Genomic DNA, 16,190 nt, shown 5'->3' with positions numbered 1-16,190 from the left:
CGCCCGGACCATCGGCGAGCGGGGCTGGGCTTAGCCTTGGCGGCCCGGTGATCCAGCTAGGCCGTCGGCGCCGATCTGACCTGTCGCGCCGAGGTGACCGCTCACGCCGGTGCTGCCAATCAGCGCGCCACCGGCGCCGCCACTGCCCCCGCTTCCCGCGGCGCCTGCCTCGCCGCCGACTCCGCCGGCGCCGGAGGATCCGCCAGCGCCGCCGATTTGGCCGGTGCCGCTACTGCCGACGGCGCCGCCGTTGCCGCCGTCACCACCGAGTCCGCCGCCGCCTCCGGTCCCTCCGGCGCCTCCGGGTCCGCCGGCACCGCCGTTGCCGGCGAGCAGTCCAGCGCCGCCGCCCTGACCCCAGCGCCCCCGGCGCCCCCTGCTCCGCCGGCACCACCGGCGCCGCCGTCACCGCCGTCGCCGCCATCGCCGGCCGTGGCGGTGCTTCCGGTGACCCCGACGCTGGCGGCACCTCCGTGGCCACCATTGCCGCCGTCGCCGCCGAAGTCGCCCGATCCGCCGGCGCCACCGAAGCCGCCTGCACCGCCGCCGCCACCGTTGCCGATCAGCAGGCCGGCGTGGCCGCCGTTGCCGCCGGTGCCTCCGATGCCACCGGCACTGCCCGCCATCCCGGTGCCCCCGAAGCCGGCGTCGCCGCCGGGACCACCGTATGTGTAGGTGGCGAAGTTCGCTTGCGCCGTCGCGTTGCCACCGGCGCCACCGTCACCGCCTCTGCCGCCGTACTGTCCGCCCGGGGCGCCGAGTCCGCCTTGACCGCCGGCTGCCCCGGTGAAGGAGCCGGTGCCGCTCGGGTCGATGGTGTAGCCGAGGCCGCCCTCGCCGCCGGTGCCTCCGGCGGCGCCGGCGCCGGCAATACCCCCATTGCCGCCTGCGCCGCCCGCAGCGAACAGGACGTCCCCACCGGCCGCGGTGCCGGTGGCGACGCCCTGGCCGCCCATCCCGCCGGTGCCGCCCGCGACGCCGGGACCACCGGTCGCGCCCACGCCGCCGGTACCCCCACCGGCGACCAGCTCCGACCCGGTTCCGGAATTGTTCGAGCCGAACGTTCCGGTCGCTGCCGCCGCCCCGGTGGGAGTGGGGTTCACCCCGTTGGTTCCGTTGAGCCCGACGCCTCCCTGACCGCCGTACCCGCCGTTGCCGAACACGATGGCGTTGCCGCCGGTACCGCCGCTCCCCGCCTGACCGCCGTTGAATCCGGCCAGGGCGGCGCCGCCGGTACCCCAGTGCCGCCATCCCCGTAGAGCAGTCCGCCGGTCCCGCCGGACCCGCCCGCTGCACCGCGCCGCCCTGACCGCCGACCCCGCCGTTGCCGAACAGGCCGGCACTACCGCCGGATCCGCCGGCTGCGCCTGCGGCCGTACTAACCCCGCCCGCTCCGCCGTTGCCCCACAAGATTCCGCCGGCACCGCCGGCTTGACCGACGCCGTTGACCGTTGTGCCGGCGGCGCCATTACCGATCAAGGGCCGGCCGAGGAGCGCCTGGGTGGGTGCGTTGATCACGTCCAGGGCCAGTTGCAGCGGCGCGGCGTTGGCCGCTTCGGCCTGTGCGTAGGAGTTGCCGGCCGCGTTGAGCGCCCGCACGAACTGCTCGTGAAACGCCGTGGCCTGCAGGCTCAGTGATTGATAGCTCTGAGCGTGTGCGCCGAACAGCGCCGCGACCGCTTCGGACACTTCGTCGGCGGTCGCGGTCAGCACGCGGGTGGTGGGGCCGGCGGCGGCTGCATTGGCAGTCTGAATTGCCGAACCGATGCCGGCCAATTCGGAGACGGCGCAAGTCAACGCTTCCGGAACAGTGCTTAAGTAGGACACGGGGATCTCCTATCGAGCTGTTTGCCGACCCGCAACAACGGGGCGGATCGTAACCGGTTCGGGTACAGCCATGTTCGCGTTGTCGTGAAGTGGATATCGGTGGGCCTTTTGGGATATCCGCTGCGACAGCCTGGACGGCCGGGTGGTAGCCGGCCGCGAATCCCGTTGCGGGGCAACGTCACCCCAGTAGCGCGCGCGCATGGCTGCGCCGCAGCTTTCCCGACGTTGTCTTGGGCAGACTCCCCGGCGTGAGCAGCTTCACCTCACGTGGCACGTGGCCGACGTGGCTGCTGACCCGGGCTGCGATCTCACGGCGCAGCCGCATCCGGTCCTGCTCGCCGTAGCGGTCGTATACCTCGGCCAGTACCGCGAAACCCTCACGGTCGGTGTCGATGCGCAAGGCCACCACGCACCCCTTGCGCACGCCTTCGACGCCCGCGGCGGCACGTTCGATGTCGTGTGGGTAGAGGTTGCGCCCTGCCAGCACGATCAGGTCCTTGCTGCGGCCGCAGATATAGAGGCGGTCCTGCTCGTCCAGGTAACCGAGATCGCCGGTGTCGACCCACCCGTCTTCGTCCGCCAGCATCACGGTGCCGTCGGTGGTCAGATAGCTGCGGGCGACCGACGGGCCGGCAACTTCGATCGCACCAATCTCCCTGCTGCCCAAGATGTTTCCGTCTTTGGTGACGCGCACCCGCATGTCGTGCACGGGCCGTCCCACACAGACCACCGGTTGGCCGTCGGGCGAATCGGGTGCCACAGGTTCGGCGACGTCGGCCGCCGCCATGCGTGCGCGCGACACGTGGTCCACCACGGGCGGCACACCGAACACTCCCGCGGACACCGTCACGGTCGCTTCGGCCAGCCCGTAGAACGGGGTGAGCACCCCGGGGCCCAGGCCGAACCGGGCGCCAACCGATTGAAAGTGCTCCAGGTCGCGGTGATCGATGGGTTCGGCCCCGTTGATCGCGACACGCAGCGACGACAGGTCGATGGTTGGTGGTTCGCAGCGCTCCAACATCCGGGCCAGCACCGAGTAGGCGAAATTGGGGCCCGCGGTGATCGTCGCCCCGAACCTGGTGATCATCTCGGCCCACACGATCGGCCGGCGCAGGAACTCCTCGGTGCGCAATACTACCGCCTGGGCGCCGTATACCATTGGCATGCAGATGAATCCGATCATCCCCATGTCGTGGCAGAGCGGCAGCCAACTGACGGCAATGCTGTCGCTGGTGGCGCCGGTCGCCCGGCCGGTCGAATCGATGTTGGCGGCCAGGTTGCCGTGACTGATCTCGACGGCCTTCGGGATTCCGGTGGAACCGGATGTCAACTGCCGCAACGCTATATCGGCTTCGTCGGCTTGCACCAGGGCGATCGGGCCTGCTTCGCGAAGGGAATCGACGCTCCACACCGGCAACCCCTGCTCGGCCAGTGGCGGCGCGGCCATCTCGAACGGCACACCCACGACCACGCCGGCGACCCGGAGCATCTCGAGCGCCCGCAGGGTGTCTGCGAGCCAGACGCCAAGGTCCATCCGCGGGGTGGGTTGTTGCAGCATGGTCAGCGCTGCGCCGCGGATCCAGAGCGCCTGCGCCAGCGGTGCTACGTCAGCGGCGTCGCCGGCCAATACCGCGACGGTATCGCCGTGCCCGATTCCCTTGTCGGCCAGCGCGGTCGACATGCCGGCCGCTGCCCGGTGCACCTCGCTCCATGGGATGTGGTGCGGCTCGGCAACGGTACCGACGGTCAGCGCCCACCGGGTGCCGCGGGCAGCGGCGAGAATGCTGTCGACCAGCACACTCATGACACCAATTCCCTTCCACCCAAGGCGTTCTCGGTGATGTCCCGAACGGCGGACACCCGTTCGGGATTGGCCGGCCGGAAGAGGAAGTGACTGCCGGCGAACAACCGGACCGGCTGCGGCCGTAGCGAATAATCCGACCAGGCCTCCAGCGCCTCGATCGGCACCAGCGGGTCGTAATGGGCGCCGAAGATGTGCAGAGCACAGGGCAGCGGTGCTTCGGCGGCGGGGCGATAGGACCGGCACAGCGCAAGATCGTCGCGGATGACGGGTATCAAAATGTCCAGCCATTCCGGTCGCGTCAGCACCTCGGCAGGCAGCCCGCCACAGCTGACCAACTCGGTCGCCAGATCTTGGTCATGCATGGCATCGACGTCGCGCAGGTGACTGTTGCAGTGCGGCGCGGCTGCCGCCACCACGATTACCGCCTCAGGGGGCCGCAAGTCCTCGGCGATACGTTGCCGTGCAACCAGATAAGCGAGCAAGCCACCCATACTGTGGCCGAGCAGCACATGCGGACCGCACAGCTTGTCGGCGAGTTGTTCGGCCAGCGACCGTGCGCAAGCGCGGACGTCGACGAACCTCTGTTGGTGAGAACGCTCGCCACGTCCGGGAAGCTCTACGGTGGTGACGTTGACATTCGCGCCGACCGACGAGAGGTCGCGGCGCAGCGAGTTGAATGACGCGGCGCCACCGCCGGCGTGCGGGAAACACACGAGTTCGAGGGCGGTCATGGGTTGGTACTCGCCAACTCGAGGCGCCTGGCCACCAAGTCGACCAAATCACCGACGGTAGCGATGTCGGCCGGCAGATCGGCGCTGTCCTGCAGCGCCAACTGCGGGTAATTTCGGCGCATCTGCTCGAACAACCGCAGTTGCAGCAGCGAGTCGTAGCCGAGGTCTTCACCGAGGCGGCTCGACCGAGTGACAGTGCTCAGCGGAAGGCCACCGATCGCCGCGATCAGGGAGAGGATGTCGGTCGCCACATCCGCTGAGTCCGGCGGCGGGGTTTCGGTTGCGCGTCGCTCCGGTACGAGTGTGGTCTGGCCGTCAGACCAAAATCGAGGGCCATCGTCGAACTCGTAGGGCGGGATTCGCCCGGGCGGCTCGGCGGAATGGCCGTAGATATGCGACAGCTCAACGGGATACCCGTCGCGCAGCAGAGTCGCCGCCACTTCCACCAACTCGTGGCCGCGCGAATCCGGTCCGTTGCACGGCGTCAAAGAACCAGCGGTCACGCCGGACTGACGGGCCAGCGTGAGTAGCGTGGCCCGCGGCCCGGCCTCGGCGATGTAGCGAGCCCGGAAGCTGCGGGTGGCAATCTCGCACGCGTCGGCGAACCGGACCGGGTCGCAGATCTGTCGAGCCCAGTAGTCGGCATCCATTTCCTGGCCCTCCACCAATGCTCCGGTAACGGTGGACACGATCGGAAATTCTGCCGGGCTCAGACGAATGCCGGCGATCTCCCGACGGAACTCCGCGACCATGGGTCGCATCAGCGGAGAGTGAAAAGCATGCGATACCACCAGCTTCCGTGCTCGCCCGCCCTGGCGGCGGACCGCTGCGGCGATGGTGTCCAGGGACTGCGCCGGACCGGAGATCACCACCGAACGCGGACCGTTCACCGCGGCAACCGCACAGTCCGGCTCGGCGTCGGCCAACGCCTGTGCCTGGGCTGCCGGCAGATCCACTGCGATCATGGCCCCACCCGGTGGCAGCGAACCCATCAGTGCGCCGCGGGTCACCACCATCCTGGCCGCGTCGGCGACGGAGAACACCCCGGCAAGACACGCAAGTGCGATCTCGCCAACGCTGTGCCCGATCCCGAACACCGGGCTGATTCCGCTGAGCAGCAGAGACTTTCCCAATGCGTAGGAGACCGCGAACAAGGCCGGCTGTGCTGTGCCGGTGTCGTCGAGGTTGCCGTGTTCGCCGAAGATGGCGGGCAGCAGCGGCGCACACAGGTGGTGATCGAGCACCGCGCACACGGCGTCGAGCTGATTCCGGTAGCCGGCATGGGAGCGGTAGAGCGGCAGCGTCATCCCTGGGAACTGCGCACCTTGCCCGGAGCACAACAATCCAATTTCGGCGGGGCCTTTGCGGACCGGCGCCGCCGAGCCGAGTTCATCGCGATCTCCGGCGAGATAGCCGGCCAGCCCCGCCAACAGGGCGTCCCGGTCGCCGGCCAGGGCCAGCCGATGTCGGTGCGACCGTTTCACAATGTTGCTGGCACGACACCACGCGGCAATGTGCTGCGAATCCACGCCGGCCATGGCGTCGGCGAAGACGGCTGCGTTGCGCCGCAATCCCCGTTCGTTCGGTGCCGACAGTGTCAACACACCCGTCGGGGCACCGGCGGTCGCAGTGGTCGCAGACGCGGATTCCAGCACCACGTGGGCGTTGCTGCCGCCAAGACCGAAGGAACTGACCCCGCCCAGTGCCCCCTGGGCGGGCAGGTCGGATGCCGTGGCGGCCAGGGTCAGGCCCTGTGACTCGAGCCGCAGTCCTGGATTGGCTTGTCCGGCAATCACGGTCGGCGGCAGCACCCGGAAATGCAGCGCCAGGCAGGCTTTGATGAACGAGGCGATACCGGCGGCGCCCTCGGTGTGCCCGATGTTTCCCTTGACCGACCCCAGCAGGCAGGGCCCGTCGACCCGCGACCGGTGCAGGTCACCGAGCGCGTTGGCTTCGATCATGTCACCCAACACCGTTCCGGTGCCGTGGGCTTCGACGAAGGCGAGATGATGGGCTTGTACCCCGGCACGGGCCAGTGCTTGACGCATCAGCGCGACTTGGGCCGACCGGTTGGGAGCGGTGATGCCGTTGCTGCGACCGTCGTGGTTGACCGCCGAACCGCGTATCACCGCATAGATCTGCTGGCCCGCCGCGATCGCGTCGTCCAATCGGCGCAGCACCACCGCGCCGACACCCTCACCGCGCCCGATACCGTCGGCGCCCTGGCAGAACGGTTTGCACCGCCCATCGGAAGCCGAGAGTCCGGCCTGCGTGTAGAACACCGAAAGCGCGGGTGTGAGAAGCAGATTCGTGCCGGCAACAATCGCAGTGTCGACTTCTGCTGCGCGCAGCGCCGCGCATCCCTGGTGCACCGCTACCAACGACGACGAGCACGCGGTGTCGATCGCCATGCTCGGCCCGGCCAGGTTCAAGTGGTAGGAGATTCGGTTGGCCAGCATGAAATAGCCGCTGCCGGAGCCGTGAAACGCCGATATCCGCTCGAGATCGAGCATCTGGCAGCTGCTCCACTCACTGGACATGACGCCGACGAAGACTCCGGTCGCTGTCCCCGACAACAACTTGGGGTCGATCCCGGCGTCTTCGAGGGCGCGGTACGACGTCTGCAGCAGCAGCCGTTGTTGTGGATCGAGGACGGCCGCCTCGACCGGAGTGATGCCGAAGAACTCGTGATCGAAGGCGTCGACGTCGTCCAGGAAGTGGCCGCGCCGGGTATTCATCGAGCCCGCGACTCCGCGTGGGTGGTAGTAGGTTTCGACGTCCCACCGCTGCGCGGGGACATCGGTGTCGGTGACCGTGGCCTCGGTCAGCAACCGCCAGTAGGCGTCCTTGTCCGGTGCCCCCGGGAAGCGGCAGTCGATGCCGACGACGGCGATCGCGGTCACGGTTCACCCTGGCCGGACAGGTATTCCGCCATCGCGTTGATCGTCGGGTAGTCGTAGACGATGGTGGTGTCGACCTGTACCCCGCGCTCGCGCTGCAGGTCGGCACAGAGCGACAAACTCATCGCCGAGTCGATGCCGAAGTCTGCCAGCGGTACGTCGAAATCGATGGTGTCCGGAGCCACGTTGAGGTATCGGCTGACCTTACTCAACAGCCAGTCGGCCAGCTCCTGAGTCTGATCCGGATTCATGGGCTAGACCACCGTGAGGTGAGCGAAACCCGTTGAGAATCGACCGCTTTCCGGGACGGCGCAGACTATCCGGTCGCCTTCCTTCAAACGTCCCGAGTGGTACAGCTCCTCGAGCATCAACAGGATCGAGGCCGAGCCGGTGTTGCCCTTGTAGGTCAGATTGGTGAACCACTTGCGCTCGTCGACGTCCAGGCCGATTCGCTTCAGACCGGCTACCGATCGCTCGTGGAAGTACATCGAGGAGTAGTGCGGCAGGACGTAATCGATCTTGTCCGCACTGAGTCCGTGCTTGACCATCAACTTCGCCAGCGGCTTTTCCAGCGTGTAGTAGACGATGTTCTTGTTGAGCAGGCGCACGTTCTGCTGCAGCGAGAACACCCCGTCGTTAAGCGCGGTATCGAACGGCAGTTGCGGCCAGCCCGTCGTGCTGCCGTCTTCGTTGACCTTCAATCCGCGGTGCATGCACAAGGGCATCTCGCCCGCATAGGAGATGGTCTCCAGCCAGTCGATGCGCAGACTGAGCTCGTCAGTTCGTGGCTCGGCGGACAGCCATATCGCCCCGGCGCCGTCTGACAACATCCACCGCAGGAAGTCGCGTTCGAAAGCGATGGCCAACCCGATCTCTGGATCGATGGTGGTGTGTTCGGCTTCCCGGGAGAATGTTTCTGCGGCCATCACTGCCGAGTAGATCTCCGATGCGCTGGCCACCGCGTTGTCGTAGCGGCCGCTGGCCACACTGAGCCAGGCGAATTCCCAGGCGGTGAGTCCGGCGAGGCAGAGCCCGGTGGTGGTCACCGCCGGAATGTCGGAGACGCCAAGCAGACCCTGCGTCATCAACGCGTGGCCGGGCATCAGCTGATCAGGCGTCGACGTGCCGCATGCCAGCGCCTGCATGGTGTCGATATCCACCCCGTCTTGCTCGAGGTTGCGGATCGCCTCGGCGGTCAGCTCGGCGTTCGAATGGGTGAATTCCCTTGTGACGGGGTCGATGGCGTAGTGCCGGGAGGTGATTCCGTTGCTGTTCAGAATCCTGGTGCGCAGCGGAGACGGTCGACCTCCGACGTATCCGATGATCCGTTCCATGGATTCGTTGTCCACTGGGCTGTTGGGAAGAGCCGCGCCGCACGCCGTGATGTAGACGTCCCTCATCGCCGATGTCCTTTCGTTCGGTCCGGTGGCCATGCGGGAATTTCCGGCAGTTGCGTCGATGCAGTTGTCGGAGACGACCTAGATACCTACCCGCTCCAATGTTGGTGGAGCGTAAGCTGCTCAGCGACAGGGTGTTCGGAATTTGCCGATAGTGGATATTCCTGGTCTTTCCCTGGCTAAACGTCGGCGAATCGCGCAGATCTGCTCTCCGTCGAAGTCCCCATCACTGCGGAAGCCTCAACCGAATTCGAGCACCGTGTAGGCCCCGCGGAACGGTCTGATCGGCCCGAACTGCCAGAGCGCGGGGTACACCGAGCCGAAAAACCAGCCCCGCCCGTTGGGCATCGGTATGTCGTGCACCGCGCGGATGCCGGGAACGGTTCGAGCCAGATCCGCCAGCTGACCCGGCGAGAGGCTGAACGGCATCGGTGGCACCCGGTAATGCCGCGACGAGCGCATGCCCTTGCGCGCAACCTTTTTCACGATGGTGGGCGGCAGGTCGAAGAACATCTGACCGCCGGGGAACCGTTCGGCACACGCCGCGATAAGTCCCAGTGCCTCGTCGGGTTGCAGGTACATCAGCAGCCCCTCCGCGGTGATGAACACGCCCTCGCCGGTGTCGATGTGGTCCATCCAGCTGTAGTCCAGGGCGGACTGCGCTATCTCGGTGATCCTCGGCGAATGCGGCAGTAGTCGCCGCCGCAGTTCGATCACCGGCGGCAGGTCGATTGACACCCACCGGAACTGGGCATCCGGCAGTGCCGCGTCGAGCCGCCAGAAGCTGGTCTGAAAGCCTTCGGCCAGGGCCACGACGGTGGCCCGGGGGTGCTCGGCGAGGTAGGCCCGCGCGCACTTGTCGACCGCCAGCGACCGCAACGCCATCTCCTGGCCCTTGCGGCCGAATTTCGCGAAGTCGTAGTCGATGGATTCGACGAGCTTGATGGCCATCGGATCGTCGATGATCGCCTCGGGGTGGCCGGCCTGGTAGGCACGGCCATTGAGGGTCAACAGCGCTGTCTCCGAGACGCCGGTGAGCATGCTGGCGTCGACTTTGTCGGGGCGGGAATCGTTCATCGCTTACACCCAGTAGGGCACGCGGGCCCGGTACTGGCGCATCGCCACCGCCGCCAACGCCCAGCCGATCAACGTCAGCGCCAGCACCACCGCCCAGTGCCGCAGCTCCTGAGGTGCCCCCAGCAGCGGGGCCCGCACAATGTCGAGGTAGTGCAGCAGCGGGTTGAGTTCGACGATCTTCGACCAGCCGCCCGCGCCCTGCTGCCGCAGCGTGCTGTCGTTCCAGATGATCGGCGTCATGAAGAACAGCAGCTGCACAACCGAATTGAGCAGCGGGCCGATGTCGCGGTAGCGGGTCGCCAGGATGCCGAAGCACAGCGACACCCACACGCAGTTGAGCATGATCAGCGCCAGCGCGGGCAACACCGACAGGTCCGCCCATGACCAGGGCTTGGGGAAGATGATCGCGACCACTACGTAGATCACGATGTTGTGCGCGAACAGGATCATCTGCCGCCACACCAGCCGGTACACGTGCACGCTCAGCGGTGTCGGCAGTTGCTTGATCAGGCCCTCGTTGGCGACGAACACGTCGGCGCCTTCCAGGATGGCGGCGTTGATCAGATTCCAGATGATCAGCCCGAGCGTGACATACGGCAGGTGCACCGACAGGTCGAGGTGGAACAGCTTGGAGTACAGCCCGCCCATCGCCACCGCGGTGGTGCCGGTGGCGATGGTGATCCAGAACGGGCCCAGCACCGAACGGCGATACCGCTGTTTGATGTCCTGCCAACCCAGGTGCAGCCACAATTCGCGGCGGTGGAAGCCGTCGACCAGATCGCCGCGGGCCCGGCCGAACGTCTTGGACTGCGCGGCGGCGTCGATGAATGTCATGCCGAACCTCCCGGCGCTCCGAACTGCTCACGTCGTCCCAGCCGGCGCAGCCGGAACCACTCCATCAGGCCCCGGGGGTCACGGCGGGTCACCAGGAAGAACCAGGCGAACCGCACCCATTCTTGCGGCAACAGCTTGCGCAGCCCGGGCTGGGACAGTACGTAGCCGCGGTTGCGATAGGTGTAGAACCGCTTCTTGGGGTCGTCGGGGTATTGAGTGTGCATGCGGCCGCCGAGGATAGGCTTGAATTCCGCACTGCCGCAAGGGTGTAGGTAGACCGCGTCCAGGCAGGTGCCGAACGGCAACCCGGATCGCACCAGCCGGCGGTGCAGCTCCACCTCGTCGCCGCGGATGAACAACCGCAGGTCCGGCACGCCGACCGCGTCCAGCGTCGACGCCCGGAACAGGGCGCCGTTGAACAGCGACGCGATGCCGGGCAGCAGGTCTTGGCCGGGTTCGGTACGCAATTCGCTTGCCCGCCTGCGCCATACCAGTCCGCGGCGCAGCGGGAAAGCCAGCAGCTCGGGGTCGTCGATGTTGCACACCATCGGTGACACCTCGGCCAAGCCGTACTTCTCGGCGCACGCCAGCAGGGTCTCCAGCACCTCGGTGCCCTGTGCGTAACCGTCGTCGTCGGCCAGCCATATCCAGTCGGCGCCGTGGGCCAGTGCCAGCAGCATGCCCAACGCGAAACCGCCTGCACCACCGAGGTTTCGGCGTGAGTTGAGGTAGATCTGCGGGATCTGCTGCCCGGTCACCAGGGCGTGCACCCGGGTGTCGCCGGAGTTGTCGTTGTCGATGACGATCAGCTTGTCCGGCGGCCGCGTCTGGCTGCACAGCACGTCCAGCGAGCGTGCGAGTTCCTCGGGGCGCCGGTGCGTGACCACCACGGCGAAGACGGAATCACTCACCGCCAGAAGCTCTTTGGGTCAGGTTGTCGCGCCGTGTCTCGGCCAGGACTTCACGCACGTGCCGGGCGGCGTCCTCACCTTCGTAGGCGCGCACCACGTCCTCGATCTCACCGCGTTGCTTGATGACGCCGTGGTCGATCCACATCGCCGTTTTGCACAGCCGGGCCAGGAATTCGTTGGAATGGCTTGCGAACACCAGGATTCCGGATCGCTCGACCAGGCTTTGCAGCCGCGACTGCGCCTTCTTGAGGAACTCGGCGTCCACCGCGCCGATGCCCTCGTCGAGCAGTAGGATCTCCGGGTCGATGCTGGTCACCACTCCCATCGCCAGCCGCACCCGCATGCCGGTGGAATAGGTGCGCAGCGGCATCGACAGGTAGTCGCCCAGCTCGGTGAACTCGGCGATCTCGTCGACCTTGGCCAGCATCTGCTTGCGGGTCTGCCCCAGGAACAGTCCGCGGATGATGATGTTCTCGTAACCGGAGATCTCCGGGTCCATGCCGATGCCCAGGTCGAAGACCGGAGCCACCCGGCCGGTCACCTTCGCCCAGCCGCGGGTCGGCTCGTAGATGCCCGAAAGTAGCCGCAGCAGTGTCGATTTCCCGGCGCCGTTGTGCCCGACCAGGCCCACCCGATCACCGAGCTCCAGCGACATGGTGATGTCCCGCAGCGCCTCGATGACCACGACGTTGGAGGCGTTGCGCCCGATTGCGCCGCCCGCCTTGCCCAGGAACGCTTTTTTCAAAGAGCGGGACTTGGCGTCGAAGATGGGAAACTCCACCCACGCGTCGCGGGTTTCGATGTGCGGACCGCTGGACACGGCTTACAGATACTGTCCGGTTCCGTGGGCACCGTGGCCCCCGTGACCGGGCCTGCTCACCCCGGGCGGCAGCGCGCCCTGGCGCATCTGCTCGAGTTGTGCGCGGGCGGCCATCTGCTGGGCGAACAGCGCGGTCTGAATGCCGTGGAACAACCCCTCCAGCCAGCCCACCAGCTGCGCGCCTGCGCGATCCGCAGCTCCGCGTCGGACGGAGCCGCTTCCTCGTTGAACGGCAGGGTCAGCCGTTCCAGTTCTTCGCGCAGCTCCGGCGCCAGGCCGTCTTCGAGTTCTTTGATGCTCTTGGCGTGGATGTCGCGCAGCCGGGTGCGGCTGGCGTCATCCAGCGGTGCGGCGCGGACCTCCTCGAGCAGCTGCTTTGATCATGGTGCCGATCCGCATCACCTTGGCCGGCTGCTCGACCAGGTCGGTCAGCGATTGCTCGTCGGAGTCGTCGTCCTCGGCTTGCCGGATCGCCATCAGGCGCGGATCGACGCCGCCGCCGATTACCTCGACGTCGTCGACATCGGGCTCGCCGTGTCCGTCACTCAACCCAATCACCGTCCTCGTGCTGCGTCTGTCAAGAGCGTGGCGGCGCGTAGCCGTGCCATTCGTAGATCTGGGCGCCGCCGTTGTCGTAGATCATCGTCCAGTAAGGCGACTTGTCCAGTGAGACTAACCCGTCGGGAATCTTGAACCCCCGCACCGTCGGACCGCTGGCCAGGACATAACGGATGTTGAGCGCCTTGATCGCCTCGGGAACGCGCGGATCGCTGTCGCCCTTGCGGGCAAACGCCCAGAAGATGTAGCGGTGGTAGCCCGGACCCATCTGGACCGGATAGTCGTAGTGCGTCCAGAGCGGGTGCAGCCCGGCTACCGCGTACATCCACGCCGTGCCGTCGACGTTGGAGTCGCCGATCAGGGTGTCGCGGGCACCTGGCAGCTGAGCCAGGTACGCCATCGCGTCCAGGTCCTGCTGATTGATCATCACCTGGTCGTACTTGTCGCCGAACAGGAACCGGTGCCGGGGAAAGTAGTGCCACGCGGTGGCCACGGTGATGCCGACCAGCAGCGCCGCGGTGGCGCCGGCCCAGAACCGGGACGGCATGGCCTTTCGGGGCTGGACGAATCGCTTGGCCAGCGCCACCGCCCCGGCGACCAGGGTGACCAGCGCGACGGCCGCCATCAGGTTGAACAGCGGGGTCGTGGCGGCGGCGATGCGGCGTGGGTCTTTGTAGAAGAACTCGCCGAACAACCCGGCGACCCTTCCGAACGGACCCCACAGTGGCGTGCCCGCGTCGACGTTGATCACGATCAGCGTCAGCCACACCGCCAGCGGCCACCAGATCTTTTTGACCAGCATGATGAATCCGCCGATCGCGCACAGCAGACTCAGCCCCCACTGATAAGGGAAGTCGTTGAGATGCCGGGAGTGCATGAACACGGCGTCGAACAGGCCGTGCCGCATGCTCAGGTAGGTCAAGAACGAGTGCCCGGCGATGATGTCCTCCTGCTGCGTGACGCACAGGAACTGCGGCAGCAGGATCAGCCCGGAAGCCACGCCCACGCCGCTCAGCGTCAGCAGGTCGGCCAGCCGGCTGCGTACCGGGTGCCAGAACACTTCGAACAGCCACCAGCCGCCGAGCAACAGCAGCACGATGATCCCTCCGGTGATGTGCACGGAGAACACGCCGACTAAGGCCAGGATGGCAACCGGGATACGGTCCCGGTGCCCCAGCGTCGAGGCGATCAACGCCATCACCGGGATGGCGACCCCGTAGGCCGCCAGGTTCGGCATGGCGGCGGTGTCGAATTCCACGTAGGGCACCGCGGTGAAGGACGCCGACAATGCCGCCGCGGTGGCCGCGACCGCCGCGGTGCGCCACTCGGTGGTGTGGGTGCGCAGCGCGCGCCACGCCAGTACGGCGGCGCTGACCGGGAACAGCCAGACCGCGACCGCCACCGAGGACAGCGTGTAACCGGTGGTGGCCGCCGCCCCGGTGAGCTGGCAGAAGACCGCCGTTAGCGCGTGAAACACCGACGGGTAGTAGAGCAGCGCATGGGTTTCGACGTTGCGCAGCTCACCCATGTGGGTGGAGGACGCTTGGCCGGTGTCCAGAATCCAGCGCACCTCGTTGGCGTGCCAGACCGCGTCCCAGGTGCTGGGGATCGACTGCCAGTGCGGGATGCCGGCGAACGCGGCCCAGCCGATCAGCCCGGCACCGAGCAGCACGCCGGCGGCCACCACCAGACCGGGTCCCGGGCGCATGCCGTGGGCCTCGGCCTGCCGGTCGCGGAACCGGGCGAGCAGCAGGGTCCAGGCCGTCGCCAACACGCAGACGACCGCGAATGCGGCCAGCGCCGTCCAGCCGTTCCACGGGATGCCGACCGCGCCGTAGGGGATGATCGCCAAAGCCACCACGCCGTACGTCAGCGGAGGGCCGACCGCGATCGAGATCGGCCAGCTCAACTGCGTGATACGTGCGACGATGGCCCCCGGCGCGATCAGCAGGATCAATGCGATCAGCGTTCCGAAGCACAAGCTCACTCGACTAGTATGGCTGCCCGGGTGCCCTCGCTCGGGAGGCCGTAACGGCTGGAACGTCTCCGGCGCACCCGCTACCGTCTACCCGTCTACAAAATGGCGAGTGCTCTGGAGAGTTCTAAGGTGGCTGGCATGGCCTACGACGTCGCCCGGGTGCGTGGACTGCATCCGTCGCTTGGTGACGGATGGGTGCACTTCGATGCACCGGCCGGCATGCTGATCCCCGATTCCGTCGCGACCACGGTGTCGACGGCTTTCCGGCGGTCCGGGGCCAGCATGGTCGGCGCCCATCCGTCGGCGCGGCGCAGCGCCGCGCTGCTGGAGGCGGCCCGCGAGGCGGTGGCCGACCTGGTCAACGCCGACCCGGCCGGCGTGGTGTTGGGCTCCGACCGGGCGGTGCTGTTGTCGTCGCTGGCCGAGGCGTCGTCCGCGCGGGCCGGTTTGGGTTACGAGGTGGTCGTCAGCCGGCTGGACGACGAGGCGAACATCGCGCCGTGGCTGCGCGCGGCGCATCTGTACGGTGCGAAAGTCAAGTGGGCCGAGGTCGATATCGAGACCGGTGAGCTGCCTACCTGGCAGTGGGAGAGCCTGATCGGCAAGTCCACCCGGTTGGTCGCGGTGACGTCGGCGTCGGGGACGTTGGGCGCCGTCACCGACCTGCGGGCAATGACCAAACTCGTGCACGACGTCGGCGGACTGGTGGTGGTCGACCATTCCGCGGCGGCACCCTACCGGTTGTTCGATCTGAAGGAAACCGACGCCGACGTGGTGACTGTGAACGCGGTGGCCTGGGGCGGACCGCCGATCGGTGCGATGGTGTTCCGCGACCCGGCGTTGTTGAACCCCTTCGGGTCGGTGTCGACCAATCCGTACGCGACCGGCCCGGCCCGGCTGGAGTTGGGCGTGCATCAGTTCGGTCTGCTGGGCGGTGTGGTGGCCAGCATCGAATACTTGGCGTCGCTGGACGAGTCGGCCCGCGGTAGCAGGCGCGAACGGTTGTCGGTGTCGATGCATTCGGCGTCGTCCTACCTCAACCGGATCTACGACTATCTGATGTCCTCGCTGCGGTCGCTGCCGTTGGTGATTTTGCTGGGCCGGCCCGAGGCGCGGATCCCGGTGGTCAGCTTCGCGGTCAACGACGTGCCCGCCGACCGGGTGGTGCAGCGGTTGGCGGACAACGGGGTGCTGGCGATCGCCAATGCCGGTTCCCGGGTGCTCGACGTGCTGGGCGTCAACGACATCGGCGGTGCGGTAACGGTCGGGTTGGCGCACTACTCGACGATGGCCGAGGTCGACCAGCTGGTACGCGCGTTGGCCTCGTTGGGCTGAGCCGCCCGCGAGATCGGC

General features: G+C 67.3%; 11 protein-coding genes and 2 pseudogenes. 1 reads left to right on the top strand and 12 read right to left on the bottom strand.

The window, feature by feature from the left end; genetic code table 11:
* Positions 1-30: 30 nt before the first annotated feature.
* From L6444_RS31370 to L6444_RS29290, 12 genes and pseudogenes are all read right to left on the bottom strand, one after another.
* Positions 31-1,827: pseudogene (locus tag L6444_RS31370) on the bottom strand (PE family protein).
* A 178-nt stretch (positions 1,828-2,005) separates the two neighbouring features.
* Entirely contained in the window at positions 2,006-3,631 is a 1,626-nt protein-coding gene (locus L6444_RS29340) for a fatty acyl-AMP ligase (RefSeq protein ID WP_236979028.1), read from the bottom strand.
* Positions 3,628-4,362, bottom strand: coding sequence for a thioesterase II family protein (locus L6444_RS29335; protein ID WP_236979026.1), 735 nt, complete (start codon positions 4,360-4,362; stop codon positions 3,628-3,630). Before L6444_RS29335 ends, L6444_RS29340 begins: the two co-directional genes overlap by 4 nt.
* Positions 4,359-7,265, bottom strand: a complete 2,907-nt coding sequence (locus L6444_RS29330) for a type I polyketide synthase (RefSeq protein WP_236979024.1) — start codon at positions 7,263-7,265, stop codon at positions 4,359-4,361. Before L6444_RS29330 ends, L6444_RS29335 begins: the two co-directional genes overlap by 4 nt.
* On the bottom strand, positions 7,262-7,513 hold the full coding sequence (locus L6444_RS29325) for an acyl carrier protein (protein ID WP_236979022.1): 252 nt from the start codon (positions 7,511-7,513) through the stop codon (positions 7,262-7,264). The genes L6444_RS29330 and L6444_RS29325 overlap by 4 nt, the downstream gene beginning before the upstream one ends.
* A gap of 3 nt (positions 7,514-7,516) precedes the next feature.
* Positions 7,517-8,662: a beta-ketoacyl-ACP synthase III gene (locus tag L6444_RS29320; protein WP_236979020.1), complete on the bottom strand. Its 1,146-nt coding sequence runs from the start codon at positions 8,660-8,662 to the stop codon at positions 7,517-7,519.
* A gap of 237 nt (positions 8,663-8,899) precedes the next feature.
* Positions 8,900-9,736 (bottom strand): class I SAM-dependent methyltransferase, encoded by an 837-nt coding sequence (locus tag L6444_RS29315; RefSeq protein ID WP_236979018.1) that lies wholly within the window; start codon positions 9,734-9,736, stop codon positions 8,900-8,902.
* Positions 9,737-9,739: 3 nt separating this feature from the next.
* Positions 9,740-10,570 carry a galactan export ABC transporter permease subunit Wzm/RfbD gene (gene wzm, locus L6444_RS29310; RefSeq protein WP_236979016.1) on the bottom strand — a complete coding sequence of 277 codons (831 nt, stop codon included), beginning with the start codon at positions 10,568-10,570 and terminating at the stop codon, positions 9,740-9,742.
* Positions 10,567-11,481: a galactofuranosyltransferase GlfT1 gene (glfT1, locus tag L6444_RS29305; RefSeq protein ID WP_236979014.1), complete on the bottom strand. Its 915-nt coding sequence runs from the start codon at positions 11,479-11,481 to the stop codon at positions 10,567-10,569. The genes wzm and glfT1 overlap by 4 nt, the downstream gene beginning before the upstream one ends.
* Positions 11,474-12,301: a galactan export ABC transporter ATP-binding subunit Wzt/RfbE gene (wzt, locus tag L6444_RS29300; RefSeq protein WP_236979013.1), complete on the bottom strand. Its 828-nt coding sequence runs from the start codon at positions 12,299-12,301 to the stop codon at positions 11,474-11,476. The genes glfT1 and wzt overlap by 8 nt, the downstream gene beginning before the upstream one ends.
* Before the next feature lie 3 nt (positions 12,302-12,304).
* Positions 12,305-12,778: pseudogene (locus L6444_RS29295) on the bottom strand (bacterial proteasome activator family protein).
* Between the two features lie 100 nt (positions 12,779-12,878).
* Complete coding sequence (locus L6444_RS29290; protein ID WP_236979011.1) at positions 12,879-14,846, bottom strand: DUF6541 family protein; 1,968 nt, start codon at positions 14,844-14,846, stop codon at positions 12,879-12,881.
* Between the two features lie 129 nt (positions 14,847-14,975).
* Between L6444_RS29290 and L6444_RS29285 the strand changes: the two genes are divergently transcribed.
* Positions 14,976-16,172 (top strand): cysteine desulfurase-like protein, encoded by a 1,197-nt coding sequence (locus tag L6444_RS29285; RefSeq protein WP_236979009.1) that lies wholly within the window; start codon positions 14,976-14,978, stop codon positions 16,170-16,172.
* Positions 16,173-16,190: the final 18 nt, after the last annotated feature.

It is taken from the genome of Mycobacterium kiyosense (assembly GCA_021654635.1).
Classification (GTDB): Bacteria; Actinomycetota; Actinomycetes; order Mycobacteriales; family Mycobacteriaceae; genus Mycobacterium; species Mycobacterium kiyosense.
Note: the sequence above shows the minus strand (reverse complement) of the source record. Positions and strands in the feature narration are given on the sequence as shown.